This window comes from Vibrio sp. AH4 (genome assembly GCF_030710545.1).
Classification (GTDB): Bacteria; Pseudomonadota; Gammaproteobacteria; order Enterobacterales; family Vibrionaceae; genus Vibrio; species Vibrio metoecus.
This window is the reverse complement of the sequence record NZ_JALAIV010000001.1, coordinates 2,183,487-2,200,203: the sequence shown is the minus strand read 5'-3', so window position 1 is coordinate 2,200,203 and position 16,717 is coordinate 2,183,487. Positions and strand designations below refer to the sequence as shown.

Here is a 16,717-nt window from a genome sequence, read left to right as displayed (position 1 = left end):
GCCTCTGTACTGAATGGTAATTCAAATGACAGAGGCGATGAAGTGAGATTAGTCTTCTTCGATCAGTTTGTAGATCACAAACAGAGCGATCTCAAGCAACACAAACAAGCCACAAGTAATAGTGACGTATTTATCATTGAAAATGCTGATGCCGTTCAAAATAAGGTCATAACCGACGACTGCACCAATCATAACGGCAATCATGATTTGTAGAATTTGGATAAAACGAGGCATGTATGGCTCCTGACGTACCGATAACAGAATGAATTGTAATATTAAAAAGGTGCAACTTACGCTGCACCTTTGTCATTTTTTTGCCAAGTGTTTCATTGGAACAGAGTTACAAAGCGTTACTTGGTCGCTTCAGCAATTTTGACTCGCCAAGTATCTGGGCCAATTTGGTGCGCATTCGCCCCTGTGGAATCAACCGCAACCGTCACTGGCATATCTTCCACTTCAAACTCGTAGATCGCTTCCATACCGAGATCTTCAAACGCGACTACGCGCGCTTTCTTGATCGCTTTCGCCACCAAGTAGGCAGCGCCACCAACGGCCATCAAGTAAACCGCTTTGTGCTTCTTGATCGACTCCACCGTTGCAGAGCCACGTTCCGCTTTACCAATCATACCCATGACGCCGACCTCTTCCAGCATCATGTCGGTAAACTTATCCATACGGGTTGAAGTGGTAGGGCCTGCAGGGCCAACCACTTCGTCACCGACAGCATCCACTGGGCCAACGTAGTAAATAAACTTGCCTTTCAAATCCACACCCTCAGGCAGTTTTTCTCCTTTCTGCAGCATGGTTTGAATTCGTTTATGCGCGGCGTCGCGGCCTGTGAGGATCTTGCCAGACAGCAATACCGTTTCACCGGTTTTCCACGTTTGGATCTCTTCGCGGGTGATGTTATCGAGGTTAACACGGCGCGTATTAGCACCCGCTTCCCAAGTAATCTGCGGCCAATCTTCTAACTTAGGCGGCGTTAACTGAGCTGGGCCGCTGCCATCGAGCGTGAAATGCACATGACGTGTTGCCGCACAGTTTGGGATCATACAGACAGGCTTGGAAGCGGCGTGAGTCGGTGCCGATTTGATTTTTACATCCACTACAGTCGTCAAACCACCCAAGCCTTGTGCACCAATGCCTAGCTTGTTCACACGGTTAAAAATGTCTAAGCGTAATTCTTCTTCAGCATTTTGTGGACCACGCTCGATCAAATCTTGGATATCGATGTGTTCCATTAAGGCTTCTTTCGCCAGTACCGCGGCTTTTTCTGCGGTACCGCCAATACCAATGCCGAGCATGCCCGGTGGACACCAGCCCGCACCCATAAGCGGCACAGTTTTCTCTACCCATTCCGCAATATCATCTGATGGGTTGAGCATCACCATCTTGGTTTTGTTTTCACTGCCGCCACCTTTGGCCGCAATTTGAATATCCACTTTATCACCTGGCACCATGTTGATGTGTACCACAGCTGGGGTGTTGTCTTTGGTATTGATGCGCTTACCTGCAGGGTCCATCAACACAGAGGCGCGCAGTGGGTTATCAGGATTGGTGTACGCTTGGCGCACGCCTTCATCCACCATCTGCTGCACTGTCATATCGGTCGAGTCCCATTGCACTCCCATCCCGATGTTCACAAAACACGTGACAATACCTGTGTCTTGGCAGATTGGGCGGTGTCCTTCAGCGGACATACGCGAGTTGATCAGGATTTGGGCTATCGAATCTTTTGCCGCTTGGCTTTCTTCACGTTGGTAGGCTTTTTCTAGGGCTTTTACAAAGTCCAATGGGTGGTAGTAGGAGATGTACTGCAGCGCATCAGCAACACTGCTGATCACATCTTGCTTGCGTATTACCGTCATTGCTTGCCTCGTTATTGTTATGCTTCCGTGTACTGCCGCTATTTCCGTGGACAACTGCTTTCCAAATGGAAGAAAGCTCTCACTCTTTAAGTAGCAGCTTTGTATGAGGTTTTTATGATACTCTTGCTTTCCTCGCGATGCTACGCAATGAACGGTTTCTCTGTCACAAATTACACAAATGAATAACAACCAAACCTTGTCAATTGAACATAAACATCTAACTTATCACCCTGATATTGCTAAACAATTTTTTTCTAAGATTGAACAGCAACCGTGGGCGATGCTGCTACGCTCGGCCTCTGCCACTCATATGGATAGCCGCTTTGATATTCTGGTTGCCAATCCTTTAGCAACCCTTACCACCTTCGGTAATGAAACCGAAATTCGCACCACCGATAGCGTGACATTGTCACGAGATGATCCCTTCCAGCTCTTGGCGCAAACGCAAGAACAGTACCTCCCGAAGATAACTTATCATCAAGATCTACCATTTATCGGTGGGACTTTAGGGTATTTTGCTTATGATCTCGGACGCCAAGTTGAACAAATCCCGACCTTAGCCGAGCAAGATATTGCGATGCCGGATATGGCTGTCGGCCTTTATCCTTGGGCATTGGTGGTGGATCATCAAGAACAGACCGCGCAGCTAGTGGGACACCGTGTTGAGGAAGCTTGGCATTGGTTAAACCAACAAGAGGCAGAAATGCCAAGCAAAGTGACTGACTTTGCTCTCACGTCGCCTTGGCGATCCAATATGACGTATGCCGCATATCAAGATAAATTTGTCCGCGTGCAGGAGTATTTACGCTCTGGCGACTGCTATCAAATCAACCTCGCGCAGCGTTTCCAAGCTCATTACACCGGCAGTGAATGGCAAGCGTATTTGAAGCTAGAAACGGGTAACCAAGCCCCCTTCTCTGCGTTTTTGCGCCTGCCGCAGGGGGCTATTTTGAGCGTTTCTCCTGAACGTTTTCTGCAAGTCGCGAACCGCGTTATTGAAACCAAACCGATCAAAGGCACTCGCCCGCGTAGCGCTGATCACACGCAAGATTCTGCACTCAAGCAGGAGCTGGCCAACGCAGAAAAAGATCAGGCCGAAAATCTGATGATTGTTGACCTACTACGCAATGATATTGGTCGCGTAGCGAAACCGGGCAGCGTGCATGTGCCTAAATTGTTTGATGTGGAAAGCTTTCCCGCCGTGCACCATCTGGTGAGCACGATTCGCGCAACCCTCGATGAACGCTATGAATTGGCCGACCTGCTACGTGCATGTTTCCCCGGCGGCTCCATTACTGGCGCGCCCAAAGTTCGCGCGATGGAAATTATTGAAGAACTTGAACCTCATCGACGTAGTGCCTATTGCGGTTCAATTGGTTACCTCAGCCGCCATGGAACAATGGACACCAGCATCACTATTCGTACTTTGATTGCCTATCAGCAGCAACTTTATGCTTGGGCGGGAGGCGGTTTAGTCGCAGACAGTGAGGGAGCGGCGGAATATCAAGAAACACTGGATAAGTTAAGCCGAATTCTTCCGACTTTAGAATCCTAATCCGTCATTTTGAACTACCGCCAGCGCCGCCTATGCCCGCTGGCGGTTTTCCTCTCAAACCATCCCCTTCCTGCCAGCTGCTTCAAGTAGCATCTAGCAAATGTGCTGTAACCGACAGCGCGTTGTTTTGAAACACGCTATAACTTGTGTTGTACGCTAACTACGGTATAGAGGTCAATTTTGCGAACAATCAGTCGTCACGAGTTTATTCAACAGTTTCAATTTCATTTACCCGTCGCATACCATCATGAAAGTTTACTGCGCGTCGCGCATTTGGCTCCTGCCACACTACGTAAAGCCTCTGTGTTGATTGGCTTAGTAGAACGCCAACAAGGGTTGCACATCATTTTAACAAAGCGAGCCGCACATTTAAGGCATCACCCTGGGCAGATCAGCTTTCCCGGCGGAAAATATGAAGAGGGCGACCGTTCACTCCAACAAACCGCAAAACGTGAAGCGCGGGAAGAGATCGGCATCCTTGAAGAGAAAATCCATATTGTTGGGCAACTGCCGGAATTGGTCACCGTTAGCCAATTTGCGGTGACACCGATTTTGGCTTTTGTTGAATCCGACTACCAAGTTCAGCTCGATCGCAACGAGGTCGATGAAGTTTTTGAAGTGCCGATCACTTTTTTGCTCGATCAAAAAAAGCTCTACAGCGGTACGTTTCAGTTAAAAAATCATCGCCATAGAGTGTTCGCCATCCCCTATAAACAACATTTTATATGGGGTATGACTGCACAAATCATTCAATCCCTCCAAAAACAACTTATTAATTACAATGAGTTAGTTTGAGTTTGTTTTTAAGCTAGCATTTCTTAACAATCAAGCTTGATTAGAAAAACTAATCCAAAAGCAATGCAAACGTTTGCCAGCTCATTCACTGAGAAATTTTCACTCAGTGATAACTTTAACTAATCCAACCCATTAACAATTCTCACATGTGGCACGCCAATTTCGTGATCAAAAATAGGTTTTTGACAGAAGTTTCAATAAGCACAGCCAATCATGATTTAGATCTAGTTTTCTTATGTGAAAAATGTGCAAAAATGCGCTCCGACTTATTTCCTGTTCCCAAAATGAGTAAAAACATATGAATACTACAACAGCGGCTACTTCTACAGCACGTTCTGCTAGCAAGTGGACCTACAAAGATTTCACCTGGGCTCTGTCCCTTTTTGGTACAGCGGTTGGTGCAGGTGTACTCTTCCTACCGATTAAAGCTGGTGCAGGTGGTTTCTGGCCATTAGTTATCCTCGCGTTAATCGCAGCACCAATGACTTGGTTTGCTCATAAATCTTTGGCTCGTTTCGTTTTATCTGCAAAAAATCCTGATGCAGACATTACCGATACCGTTGAAGAGCACTTTGGTAAAGCTGGCGCTAACCTTATTACTTTTGCTTACTTTTTCGCCATCTACCCTATCGTGCTGATTTACGGCGTGGGTATCACCAACACGGTAGACTCTTTCCTCGTTAACCAAATCGGCATGGAATCTATTCCTCGCTGGTTGCTCTCTGGCGCGCTGATTATCGCGATGACTGCAGGTGTGGTATTTGGTAAGGAGCTGATGCTGAAAGCCACTTCTGCCATGGTTTACCCACTGGTATTCATCCTGCTGGCACTGTCTTTCTACCTGATCCCAGATTGGAACACTTCAATGATCGAAGTTGCACCTGACTGGTCTGCAATGCCAAACATCGTATGGCTTGCTATTCCAATCATCGTGTTCTCTTTCAACCACAGCCCAATCATTTCTCAGTTCTCTAAAGAGCAGCGCCAACAATTTGGTGACAACGCAGTGAAGAAAACTGACATGATCACTGGCGGCGCAGCTATGATGCTGATGGGTTTCGTGATGTTCTTCGTATTCTCTGTGGTACTGTCACTGTCTCCTGAAGAGTTGGCTATGGCGAAAGAGCAAAACATCTCAGTTCTGTCTTACCTCGCGAACGAACACGCCTCTCCAATCATCTCTTACTTAGGTCCAATCGTGGCATTTGCAGCGATCACTTCAAGCTACTTCGGTCACTTCCTTGGTGCACATGAGGGTCTGGTTGGTCTAGTGAAATCTCGCAGCGATATGCAAATCAGCAAGATTGAAAAAATCTCTCTGGGTTTCATCGTCATCACCACTTGGATTGTTGCGATTGTTAACCCAAGTATCCTTGGCATGATCGAAACCATGGGCGCACCAATGATTGCCGCAATCTTGTTCCTGCTGCCTGTATTTGCAATGCACAAAGTGCCTGCAATGGCGAAGTTCAAGACTTCAGCACCTGTACAGATTTTTACAGTTATTTGTGGCTTGGCTGCGATTAGTTCTGTAATCTACGGCGCTCTTTAATCTCTACCTTTGCGTATGAGCTTAAAACACAAAATATAACAATACAAAAAGCCTCCCTACTCCTAGGGGGGCTTAGTTTTGAGGCATTCAAAATGATTAGTGTATTTGACATCTATAAAATCGGTGTTGGTCCTTCGAGCTCACACACGGTTGGACCGATGAAAGCGGGTAAAGAATTTATTGACGAACTACGCTCAATGGGAAAATTGCGCGACGTCACTAAAATCACCGTGGACGTTTATGGATCGCTATCACTGACAGGGAAAGGTCACCACACGGATATCGCTATCATCATGGGTCTGGCAGGCAACACGCCAGAGAAAGTGGATATCGACTCAATTCCGGGCTTTATTGCTCGTGTAGAAGAAACAGAACGTCTTCCTGTTGGTATGCACTGTCATACCGTCTCATTCCCTCGTGAAGGTGGCATGAACTTCCACCGCACTAATCTGGCACTGCACGAAAACGGCATGCAGATTCACGCATGGATCAATGACGAAAAAATCTTCAGCAAAACTTACTACTCTATCGGCGGTGGTTTCATCGTTGATGAGGAACACTTTGGTAAAGAGAGCGAATCTCTTATTCAAGTGCCTTATGTTTTCCGCTCTGCTGAAGAGCTGCTGAACCAGTGTAAAGAAAGTGGTCTTTCGATCAGCACACTGGTGATGGCGAACGAAAAAGCCATGCACTCAGATGAAGAAGTACGCACCTATTTCGCCAACATTTGGCGTACCATGCGTGAGTGTATGGAACGCGGTATGAATACCGAAGGTATCCTGCCTGGGCCTTTGCGTGTACCACGCCGCGCAGCAGCACTGCGTCAACAACTGCTGACTTCAGAAAAAACCACTAACGACCCTATGGCAGTGGTTGACTGGGTAAACATGTATGCGTTTGCGGTTAACGAAGAGAACGCAGCTGGTGGCCGTGTAGTTACTGCACCGACTAACGGTGCGTGTGGCATTATCCCTGCGGTACTCGCCTACTACGACAAATTCATCCAAACCGTAACTGAGAAAGACTACATCCGTTACTTCGCTGCTTCTGGCGCGATTGGTGGTTTGTACAAGCGTAATGCCTCTATCTCAGGTGCAGAAGTGGGCTGTCAAGGTGAAGTGGGTGTAGCTTGTTCTATGGCTGCTGCGGGTCTTGCTGAGCTGTTAGGCGGTAGCCCAGAGCAAGTCTGTATGGCGGCTGAAATCGCGATGGAACATAACCTTGGTTTGACTTGTGACCCAGTTGCAGGACAAGTACAGGTGCCATGTATCGAGCGTAACGGCATTGCAGCAGTGAAAGCGATCAACTCAACGCGTATGGCGCTGCGTCGTTCTTCTGCCCCACGAGTTTCACTGGATAAAGTGATTGAAACCATGCTGGAAACCGGCAAGGACATGAATGCTAAGTACCGTGAAACGTCACAAGGTGGCTTGGCAATCAAAGTGATCTGTTAATCAGAACCTTTTTGCGGTTACAAAAACGCCCAGATATCTGGGCGTTTTTTATGCTTGGCATGATCAGATTAAATCTCACATTAATGCGCTATTCACCGCGATAAATACAACCTGCCGTGCAAGTTTCTTTGATCTCGACTTTGCTCAGCAGCGGTAGACTGGGTTTAAGCTGTTGCCAAATCCATTTTGCCAACACTTCGCTGGTTGGGTTTTCTAACCCTTCAATATCGTTCAGATAATAGTGATCAAGGCGATCATAAATCGGTTTGAATGCCGCTTTAATTTCAGCAAAGTCAACCACCCAACCGGTATGAGGGTTCACTTCACCTTCAACGTACAGACGAACTAAGAAAGAGTGGCCATGCAAGCGTCCACATTTATGTCCAGCAGGCACGTGCGGTAAGTGGTGAGCAGCCTCAAACATAAACTCTTTGTATAATTCTGTTTTCATCATCATTCTCGGGGCATTAAAAGAGCCGCAATACTAAGAAATCTCCCGCGTTGAGACAAGGCTATTCAAAACATAATTCTGGCCAACCGCCCCTCTCACGTACATCGCCTAAAAACATCCCTGATCAATCAATGCACTAGGTGATAATCAGCAGCTTAATATGTTGAACCATCACAAAAGAGTATGCGTTATCCCTCATATTTAAACTCACACTTTGGTTAAGGTCACACTAACAATTGGTCTACGTTTGTCACCTAGCGAATTAACGCTATATTTACATAAATCGGGGTCACTTATAATTACAAAACTATCATGAACTCATCCATTCTTAGTAAATTGCTGCTGACATTAATTACCGTGTTTGCCTTAGTTTTGGCAGGCTCAACCTCCTACCAATATTGGCAGCAAAAAGATCTCATTCATTCCGTGTTAAGTGAGCAACTACACGATAAAGCCAGTAACTACTTTGATAGTTTGAACATGATGATGCTCACTGGCACCATGGCGCAAAAGGAAACCTTGCGCCAAAAAGCCTTGGCTCAAGATGGCATCGAACAAGTCAGGGTGATCCGCGCAGAAACTGTGAACAAACTTTATGGCCCAGGAATGCCAGAGCAAAAGCCACAAGATGCCATCGATCAACGCGCCCTCGCCGGTGAAACGGTAATCGAACCTTATTCTGGCGATTGGGGGAATGGGATCGTGGTAGCTTTGCCCATGAAATCCAGTGAGAACTATCGCGGAACGAACTGTGTGGCTTGCCACATGGCTCCGGAAGGTGAAGTGCTTGGGGTGATCCGCCTTGAGTTTAACCTTAATCATTTAACCCAGATGGTCAACCACCGAACACTCATTGGCATAAGTATTATGTCGGTAATCGCCTTGTTCGGCTTTATGGTCACCCTGTTTTTTATGCGCCGTATTCTTATCCTGCCGCTACAAAAAATCTCCACATTCATGTGTGATGTGAGTAAGAGTAAAGATCTGTCTCATCGTTTAGCTAATGACCGAAAAGATGAACTCGGGCAACTCGCGGTATCTATCAACTCACTGATGGATACCGTGTCAGACAGCTTGCAACAAGTGCAAGAAACGTCCCATTCCGTTGCTGACTCGGCTAAAAAGCTCACGAATGTGGCGCAAGTCACCGATCAGGCAGCCAATAATCAGCAAAAAGAAACCTCTGAAGTACAACTCAACATTACCGACATGCAAGCCAAACAGCAGCAAGTCGAATTTGCCACCGAAGAAGCCTCTAAATTGGTCAATCACACCACTAACATTGTTCAGCAAAGTGCCAAACAAGCTCATGTCGCGAGTGAAGATATTAAAAATCTGGTGGGCGATATTGAATCGGTTAAACAACGTATTGTGGACTTGAACAATCAAACAACCCAAGTCTCCTCCATCCTTGGCGTCATTAAAGGCATTGCCGAACAAACTAACCTACTGGCTCTGAATGCAGCCATTGAAGCGGCCCGCGCAGGCGAGCAAGGCCGAGGTTTTGCTGTGGTTGCCGATGAAGTCCGCCATTTAGCATCACGCACAGCGGAGGCGACTGGCAACATTGAAAACATTATTTCCGGCTTCCAACGTGATAGCCAAGCCTCTCTCAATTCGGTTGATACGGTGTGTTCGCATGCTCACCAACGTTCAACAGAAATTGAAGAACTCTCTAAAGTCATGACCAATGTGGTCACTGAAATGCAACAAGTGCTCAATCACGCGATGGGGATTCAAGAACAAACCAAGCGCACGACAGAAGTCAGCCATGAAATTCAAAATAAAGTGGACGTGATTACTCATCATGCCGATGACACTTCCCATTCAGCCAGCGAAACGCGTGAGATCAGTATCGATCTTGAACATTTGTCGCAGCAATTGGAGTCACTGCTCAATCAATTTACTTTGATTAGCAAGAATTCTGCGCGGAAACCACATTAAAGGTTGAAGCTGGCAAATTGACAGGTAATATGTTCCGTTGAATCTGTAAAACTCTCTACAACCCAATGTTTCGTCTATTTTTTGCGCAACGATTGCTGCAAATGACATTGGGGTGTCTTTTATCTCAACGGAGACTGTAATAAACATGACTTACGCGCCTGTAAATGACGTACTAAGCGGCAAGCTCGCAGTAGACAGTGAAGTCACTGTTCGCGGCTGGGTTCGCACACGTCGTGATTCCAAAGCTGGAATTTCGTTTCTTGCCATCTATGACGGCTCTTGTTTCAACCCGATTCAGGCCGTGGTTCCTAATAATCTGAATAATTACGACAATGAAATCCTGAAGCTAACGACAGGTTGCTCTGTTGAAGTAACGGGTACCATTGTTGAGTCTCCAGCATCTGGTCAAGCGTTTGAACTGGCTGCAACTGCGGTAAAAGTGGTGGGTTGGGTTGAAGATGCCGACACTTACCCAATGGCGAAAACTCGTCATTCTATCGAATATCTGCGTGAAGTGGCTCACCTGCGTCCACGTACTAACGTGATCGGTGCCGTTGCACGTGTTCGTAACTGTTTGGCACAAGCGATTCACCGTTTCTACCATGAACAAGGTTACTTCTGGGTTTCAGCACCTCTTATCACCGCTTCTGATGCAGAAGGCGCAGGTGAAATGTTCCGCGTTTCAACGCTGGATATGGAAAACCTGCCACGCACTGACGCAGGCAAAGTGGATTACAACCAAGACTTCTTTGGTAAAGAAACATTCCTTACGGTATCAGGCCAGCTCAACGCGGAAGCGTATGCTTGCGCGATCAGCAAAGTGTACACTTTCGGCCCAACGTTCCGTGCTGAAAACTCAAATACCAGCCGTCACTTGGCGGAATTCTGGATGGTTGAACCTGAAGTCGCATTCGCGGATCTGAACACCGTAGCAAAACTGGCTGAAGACATGCTGAAGTATGTGTTCAAAGCGGTACTGGCTGAGCGTCGTGACGATCTTGAGTTCTTTAACGATCGTATCAACAACGAAGTGATTGCCCGTCTTGAACAGTTTGTAGATTCAGATTTCGCACAAGTGGATTACACCGATGCGATCGAAATTCTGAAAAACTGTGGCAAAACGTTTGAGTTCCCAGTTGAGTGGGGTATCGACTTGGCTTCTGAGCACGAGCGTTTCCTTGCTGAAGAACACTTCAAAGCACCGGTTATCGTGAAGAACTATCCAAAAGACATCAAAGCGTTCTACATGCGTATGAACGAAGATGGCAAAACTGTTGCGGCGATGGACGTATTAGCTCCGGGCATTGGTGAAATCATTGGTGGTTCACAACGTGAAGAGCGTTTGGATGTTCTCGATGCACGTATGCGTGAATTTGGTATCGACCCTGAGCACATGGATTGGTATCGCGACCTGCGCCGTTACGGCACCGTGCCACATGCGGGCTTTGGTCTGGGCTTCGAGCGCCTTGTATCCTACGTTACAGGTATGGGCAACGTGCGTGATGTGATCCCATTCCCACGTACACCTCGCAGCGCAAGCTTCTAATTCCGCTCTGTTGAATGTAAAAACCGTCACCTACGAGACGGTTTTTTTATACCCCAAATTCACTGTTCTTGGCGTTTATCCATTTGCAGCCGATAAAAATGGTGAATCGGACCATACCCTTGGCCAATTTTGAGTTGATCAGCATGCAAGATCGCCTGATGGATATACTGCTTTGCTTTCTCAACCGCCTCTTTCAACGCATAACCTTGCGCAAGATAGGAGGCGATCGCCGATGAGAGTGAACACCCCGTACCATGTGTGTTTTGGGTGGCAATGCGTGGCGCGTGGAAAGGGCAGATATCGTTCGCTTCGATCAGCAAATCATCACTGTCCCTTTGCTGATGATTATGCCCCCCTTTGAGCAAGACGGCTTGAGCGTCTAACTGACTTAGTGCAGCAATGCCCTGCTGTGGATTTTGTTGCCATTCTTGCTCTGTCATCCCCACTAAAACAGCCGCTTCCGGTAGATTAGGCGTGATGATACTAGCAAGTGGCAACAGCTCATTTTTTAAGGTGATCACGGCATCTTCTGCGAGTAGATGATGCCCGCTGGTTGAAACCATCACCGGATCGAGCACAACCCATTGGGGTTGATATTGACGCAATTTTTTGGCAACCAGAGTGATGATTTGGGCATCCGCCAACATGCCAATTTTTACCGCCAAGACAGGAATATCACAGAAAATCGCCTCCAATTGCTGCTCAATAATCTCTAGAGGTAGAGGAAATACCGCTGAAACACCTTGCGTATTTTGCGCAGTAATCGCGGTAATCACCGAGCAAGCATAGCTTCCAGTTGCGGAAATGGCTTTGATGTCGGCTTGAATGCCCGCCCCCCCGCCGCTGTCTGAACCGGCAATGGTGAGTACAATCGGTGTTTGAAGAGAAGAATTTGATGGCATAAAGGCTCCTGTGAAAAACAGGAACTGATCCCAAACCGCAGATGAATGGTAAGACAATACGAGCTGTTGAGGATAGTTCCCTACGTCAGTCCTAACTGAATCAGGTTCAACGGGTCTCGCTGCGCGATCTCAGCCCTTAGGGCTCCCCGACTATGAGTGGCATCTTAACAGCATTTAATGCGGTGGACAGCGATTATTTCTCACTTTCAATAAAGTCGAGATCGCGCCACATTTCATCTAATTCCGCTTCAGAAGGCATTTCACTGTGCTCGATTTGGCGAATCACTCGACACGGGTTCCCCACTGCAACGCAATCCGGCGGTATATCTTTGGTTACTACACTTCCGGCACCAATCACACTACGCGCACCAATGGTAACGCCATCAAGCACGATCGCGCCCGCGCCAAGCCACACGCTATCTTCAATCACAATCGGGTTACCTGCTGCAATCGGTAACACACGCTGTGCAAGATCAAGTGGATGCCCAACGGTACTGATCACCACATTCGGTCCCATCTGCACATATTCACCAATCGTCACTGGGGCAATATCCAAAATGGTGACGTTAGTGTTTAAGAAACCACCACACTTGAAATGGATGTTATGCCCTAAATCGCAGAAAAACGGTGGCACAATCGTCACTCCGTTTGCGGAGCCCAATAGCGAATTTAATATCGCTTGCCGCTCAGTATGCTGTGCAGGACGCGAATGGTTGAAGTCATACAGCTTCTCTTTGACCTGCGTTTGATAGGTTATCAAATCTCGGTTTATCGGTAACTGAACTGAAAAATCCCTTAAATCACGACTCATGGGCTTCCTTACGTCTGTGCAACACTCTGACCATAAACACTCCCCTCCAATAGGCAAACTTCGTTGCATAAAGGTTGAGAGTGAAATAACACAATCCATTCGATCAGCATGAAAAATCCAGAACTCTCACTCTCGCGAGATCGGATAGTCATTGTTCTTCTGCGGTTATTGAGGCCTTTCTGACTATTGAAGAAACATCTACCGCTATCGCTGCCCATTTTAAAGACTAAGCTCTGAGAGATATTGCACGCTGCGAGTAGCAAACCCACTCGACTGAAAATTTCATACGTAATAATCCCAACACACGCTGAATTTTCCCCTTCCCTGTCATCTGGTCAGTCTAAAGACAAACCACCGGCATCGCCCTAAGCTGAAAAGCTTGGGGCATTTACATCACAAAATGACCGGCTATTCCCAATTCCTCAGCCAAGTAAAAATTTTTCGATATTTTCTTTCAGGTACTGTTGTCACAAGAATTCGAGGAAGGTATAAATACGATAAATTTAATGAGTTCAATCATTCCTTCCCACCCCTAACTTGACATGGATGTGCTTTATGTTCGAAAAAGTCGTTGCCGCCCCCGCAGACCCAATTCTTGGTTTAACTGAAGAGTTCAAAAAAGATCCCCGTACCGACAAAATTAACCTCGGTGTTGGTATTTATAAGAATGAAGCGGGAGAAACCCCTGTTCTTGCTACCGTAAAGAAAGCAGAGGCAGCCTTACTTGAATCAGAGAAAACCAAATCTTATCTCACGATTGAAGGGACTGCGGAGTACGGTTTAGCAGTACAAAAACTGTTGTTCGGCGCGAATTCTGACATAGTGACTCAAAAACTAGCGAAAACGGCACAAGCTCCTGGTGGTACAGGTGCTCTGCGTGTCGCTGGCGAATTTATTAAACGTCAATTAGGTGATGTGAAGGTTTGGATCAGCAACCCAACATGGGCGAACCACCATGGTGTGTTCAACGCGGCTGGTTTAGAAACAACGCAATACGCTTACTACGATGCCGAAGCCAAAGACAAAAACTTTGCTGCTATGTTGGCAGATTTAGAGCAAGCAGCGAAAGGTGATGTGGTCCTTCTGCACGGATGTTGTCACAACCCAACAGGCATCGACCCAACGGAGCAAGAGTGGGAAGTGTTGGCGAAATTGGTGGCAGATAAAGGTCTGCTTCCTCTGTTTGACTTTGCCTACCAAGGCTTTGCAACAGGTGTGGAAGAGGATGCGGCAGGTCTGCGTACTTTTGCCAAATACAACTCTGAAATTTTGGTTGCCAGCTCATTTTCAAAGAACTTTGGTCTGTACAACGAGCGTGTAGGTGCTTTCACTCTGGTTGCACCTTCAACCGCGGTTGCAGAAACGGCATTCTCACAAGTCAAAGCCATTATCCGCTCTATCTATTCAAACCCACCCGCTCACGGCGCTGCAGTGGTCACTTATATTCTCAATAATCCTGCGCTACGTGCTGAATGGGAAGCTGAAGTGGCTGAAATGCGTGAACGTATTCAAGAGATGCGCGTGCTGTTCGTCAACACATTGAAAGAGGTGGGTGTAGACGCGGACTTTAGCTTTATCGAGCGCCAAAACGGCATGTTCTCTTTCTCTGGTCTAAATAAAGAACAAGTCGCACGTTTGAAATCCGAATTGGGTATCTACATTGTAGGCTCAGGCCGTATCAGCGTTGCCGGCATGACCAAATCAAACATGCTGCCACTGTGCAAAGGCATTGCTGCGGTGATGTAGTTTCGCCACCGTGCTCATTCTAAAAACCGGCTGAAATAGCCGGTTTTTTTGTTTTGGGTGTTACGCTTTGTCTGACCTATCTTTATAAATTCCCAAACAATCCCCCCTCAGATTAGACCTCACACAGTAAAGTGAGGTAGCATGGTCAACCCAAACCGCCAAAAACATCGCGCAACAGATGTTTGTAACGAGAGGAGCCATCATGGACGCCGAGTTAATCGAGATTCAACAGTTTCTGCAACAGCATCCCCCTTTTGATGCCCTGCCTTCTGATCTGTTACCCACCATCGCTCAACAAATTGAAATTGCCTATTTTCGTAAAGACACGCCCATTATCGGACACAAACAAGCCATTAGTGATTTGTATTTGATTCGTAGTGGTGCGGTCGAAGTCTATCGCCGTCATGGTGAGCTCTATAACCGGCTGACTGAAGGCAGTCTATTTGGACAAATGGGACTACTAACTCGTAACCAAGTGTCCTTCGCGGTCTCGGCAATTGAAGATACCTTGCTATATTGCATTCCAGAAGATCTCTTTCACCGGCTGCATCAAGAGTTCGACAGCTTCGCCGATTTCGTTGAGGTCGAACAATCGGTGCGTTTACGCCAAACGGTTAAGAAACAAAAAGAGCAAAACGATCTCATCACCAGCAAAGTCAAGCGGTTATTAACTCACCCAGCCCCAACCATAGATAAAAATGCTTCGATCCAGCAAGCTGCGTTACGCATGGCAAATGAAAATGTTTCGGCGTTACTGATCTTAGATAATCAGATCCTGCATGATGAAGAAGATGACTCCACACCAGTCGTCGGCATTATTACTGAGCGAGATCTCTGTCGCCGTGTTTTAGCACAAGGTATCGATATCACTCAAGCAGTCAGGCAAGTCATGACCTATGAGGTCATCTCACTCGATCACAATGCCTACGTTTATGAGGCCATGCTCACCATGCTGCGCAATAATGTGCATCATCTTCCAGTGCTGAGAGAGAAACAGCCGATAGGCATCATCGATATGACTGATATCGTACGTCATGAATCGCAAAACTCCTTGCTCTTGGTGAGCCGTATCTATCAGCAAACCAGTATTGATGAATTAGCCCAGCTCGCAAGCGAAGTGAAGGCGAGCTTTGTACGCCTCGTCAATGAAGATGCAAATTCCCACATGATTGGTACAGCCATGTCAACCATTGGCCGCGCTTTCACACAACGCATTATTGAACTGGGTGAAGCAGAGCTAGGCGAAGCACCGCTGCCATACTGTTTTGTAGCATTTGGTTCTATGGGTCGGGATGAACAACTTATTGTGACCGATCAAGATAATGCCTTGATTCTGGACGATCGCTACGACGCTCAGCAGCATGGTGCTTATTTCGCCCAATTGGCTGAATGGGTGTGTCATGGATTAGATCGTTGCGGCTATCCGCTTTGCGATGGCGACATCATGGCCAGTAATCCAAAATGGCGTATGACTCGCAAAGAGTGGGAGAACTGTTTTGCTGATTGGATTGATAATCCGAATCCACAAGCCCTGCTTAATGCCTCTATTTTTTTCGATCTGGATGGCGTATATGGTCGCACCAAATGGGCAGAACAGCTATCCAGCTTCATTGTACGGCGCGCAAGGCGTAATCAACGCTTTTTGGCCTGTTTAGCGCGCAACGCCCTTAACCGCACTCCGCCATTGGGATTTTTCAAAAACTTTGTGATGGAAAAAGATGGCCGCCACAATAACTCGATCAATTTGAAACGCCGAGGGACAGCACCATTGGCAGATTTAATCCGTGTACATGCACTCGCCGCTGGGTCACGAGCCAAAAACTCTTTTGAACGGCTGGATGATGTGATTGATGCAGGGTTGCTGCCCCAAGGTAAAGGTAAAGATCTGCGTGATGCATTGGAATTTATTGCGATGGTGCGTATCCGTCATCAAGCAGTAGATGTGGAGCAAGAGAGAGAAGCCGATAACAGCATCGAGCCAGAAAATCTCTCCGACTTTGAACGGCGAAACTTAAAAGATGCGTTTCAAATCCTCAGTAACGGGCAAAATTACCTCAAGTACCGTTATCAGGCTAACCAACACTTTAAGTGAG

General features: G+C 47.0%; 13 protein-coding genes and 1 riboswitch. Of the genes, 8 read left to right on the top strand and 5 right to left on the bottom strand.

The window, feature by feature from the left end; genetic code table 11:
- Positions 1–48: 48 nt before the first annotated feature.
- Together MKA69_RS10320 and MKA69_RS10315 are read right to left on the bottom strand one after the other, a co-directional pair.
- On the bottom strand, positions 49–234 hold the full coding sequence (locus MKA69_RS10320; RefSeq protein WP_001137100.1) for a hypothetical protein: 186 nt from the start codon (positions 232–234) through the stop codon (positions 49–51).
- Between the two features lie 116 nt (positions 235–350).
- On the bottom strand, positions 351–1,868 hold the full coding sequence (locus tag MKA69_RS10315) for a fumarate hydratase (RefSeq protein ID WP_000216115.1): 1,518 nt from the start codon (positions 1,866–1,868) through the stop codon (positions 351–353).
- Between the two features lie 178 nt (positions 1,869–2,046).
- On the opposite strand from MKA69_RS10315, the gene pabB reads away from it, so the two are divergent.
- The 4 genes from pabB to MKA69_RS10295 all read left to right on the top strand — a co-directional run bounded on the left by pabB (position 2,047) and on the right by MKA69_RS10295 (position 7,224).
- Positions 2,047–3,423, top strand: a complete 1,377-nt coding sequence (gene pabB, locus MKA69_RS10310; protein WP_305847969.1) for an aminodeoxychorismate synthase component 1 — start codon at positions 2,047–2,049, stop codon at positions 3,421–3,423.
- Between the two features lie 180 nt (positions 3,424–3,603).
- Positions 3,604–4,218, top strand: coding sequence for a CoA pyrophosphatase (locus tag MKA69_RS10305; protein ID WP_055064541.1), 615 nt, complete (start codon positions 3,604–3,606; stop codon positions 4,216–4,218).
- A 298-nt stretch (positions 4,219–4,516) separates the two neighbouring features.
- On the top strand, positions 4,517–5,770 hold the full coding sequence (locus MKA69_RS10300) for a septum formation initiator (RefSeq protein WP_001098611.1): 1,254 nt from the start codon (positions 4,517–4,519) through the stop codon (positions 5,768–5,770).
- A gap of 92 nt (positions 5,771–5,862) precedes the next feature.
- On the top strand, positions 5,863–7,224 hold the full coding sequence (locus MKA69_RS10295) for an L-serine ammonia-lyase (RefSeq protein WP_000626425.1): 1,362 nt from the start codon (positions 5,863–5,865) through the stop codon (positions 7,222–7,224).
- A gap of 88 nt (positions 7,225–7,312) precedes the next feature.
- Here the strand turns inward: MKA69_RS10295 and queD are convergent, their stop codons facing one another.
- On the bottom strand, positions 7,313–7,675 hold the full coding sequence (gene queD, locus MKA69_RS10290; RefSeq protein ID WP_000845981.1) for a 6-carboxytetrahydropterin synthase QueD: 363 nt from the start codon (positions 7,673–7,675) through the stop codon (positions 7,313–7,315).
- Between the two features lie 312 nt (positions 7,676–7,987).
- Here queD and MKA69_RS10285 point away from each other — a divergent pair, with 312 nt between their 5' ends.
- Positions 7,988–9,619 carry a methyl-accepting chemotaxis protein gene (locus MKA69_RS10285; RefSeq protein WP_305847968.1) on the top strand — a complete coding sequence of 544 codons (1,632 nt, stop codon included), beginning with the start codon at positions 7,988–7,990 and terminating at the stop codon, positions 9,617–9,619.
- A gap of 145 nt (positions 9,620–9,764) precedes the next feature.
- Positions 9,765–11,165, top strand: a complete 1,401-nt coding sequence (gene asnS / locus MKA69_RS10280) for an asparagine--tRNA ligase (RefSeq protein ID WP_095469434.1) — start codon at positions 9,765–9,767, stop codon at positions 11,163–11,165.
- Positions 11,166–11,224: 59 nt separating this feature from the next.
- On the opposite strand, the gene thiD is transcribed toward asnS, so the two are convergent.
- Entirely contained in the window at positions 11,225–12,067 is an 843-nt protein-coding gene (thiD, locus tag MKA69_RS10275) for a bifunctional hydroxymethylpyrimidine kinase/phosphomethylpyrimidine kinase (protein WP_305847967.1), read from the bottom strand.
- A gap of 60 nt (positions 12,068–12,127) precedes the next feature.
- Positions 12,128–12,226, bottom strand: a riboswitch (TPP riboswitch).
- Between the two features lie 34 nt (positions 12,227–12,260).
- Entirely contained in the window at positions 12,261–12,878 is a 618-nt protein-coding gene (locus MKA69_RS10270; RefSeq protein ID WP_305847966.1) for a sugar O-acetyltransferase, read from the bottom strand.
- Between the two features lie 555 nt (positions 12,879–13,433).
- On the opposite strand from MKA69_RS10270, the gene MKA69_RS10265 reads away from it, so the two are divergent.
- Complete coding sequence (locus tag MKA69_RS10265; protein WP_000462145.1) at positions 13,434–14,624, top strand: amino acid aminotransferase; 1,191 nt, start codon at positions 13,434–13,436, stop codon at positions 14,622–14,624.
- 202 nt (positions 14,625–14,826) lie between these two features.
- Complete coding sequence (locus tag MKA69_RS10260; protein WP_305847965.1) at positions 14,827–16,716, top strand: cyclic nucleotide-binding/CBS domain-containing protein; 1,890 nt, start codon at positions 14,827–14,829, stop codon at positions 16,714–16,716.
- The last annotated feature ends 1 nt before the right edge of the window (position 16,717 follow it).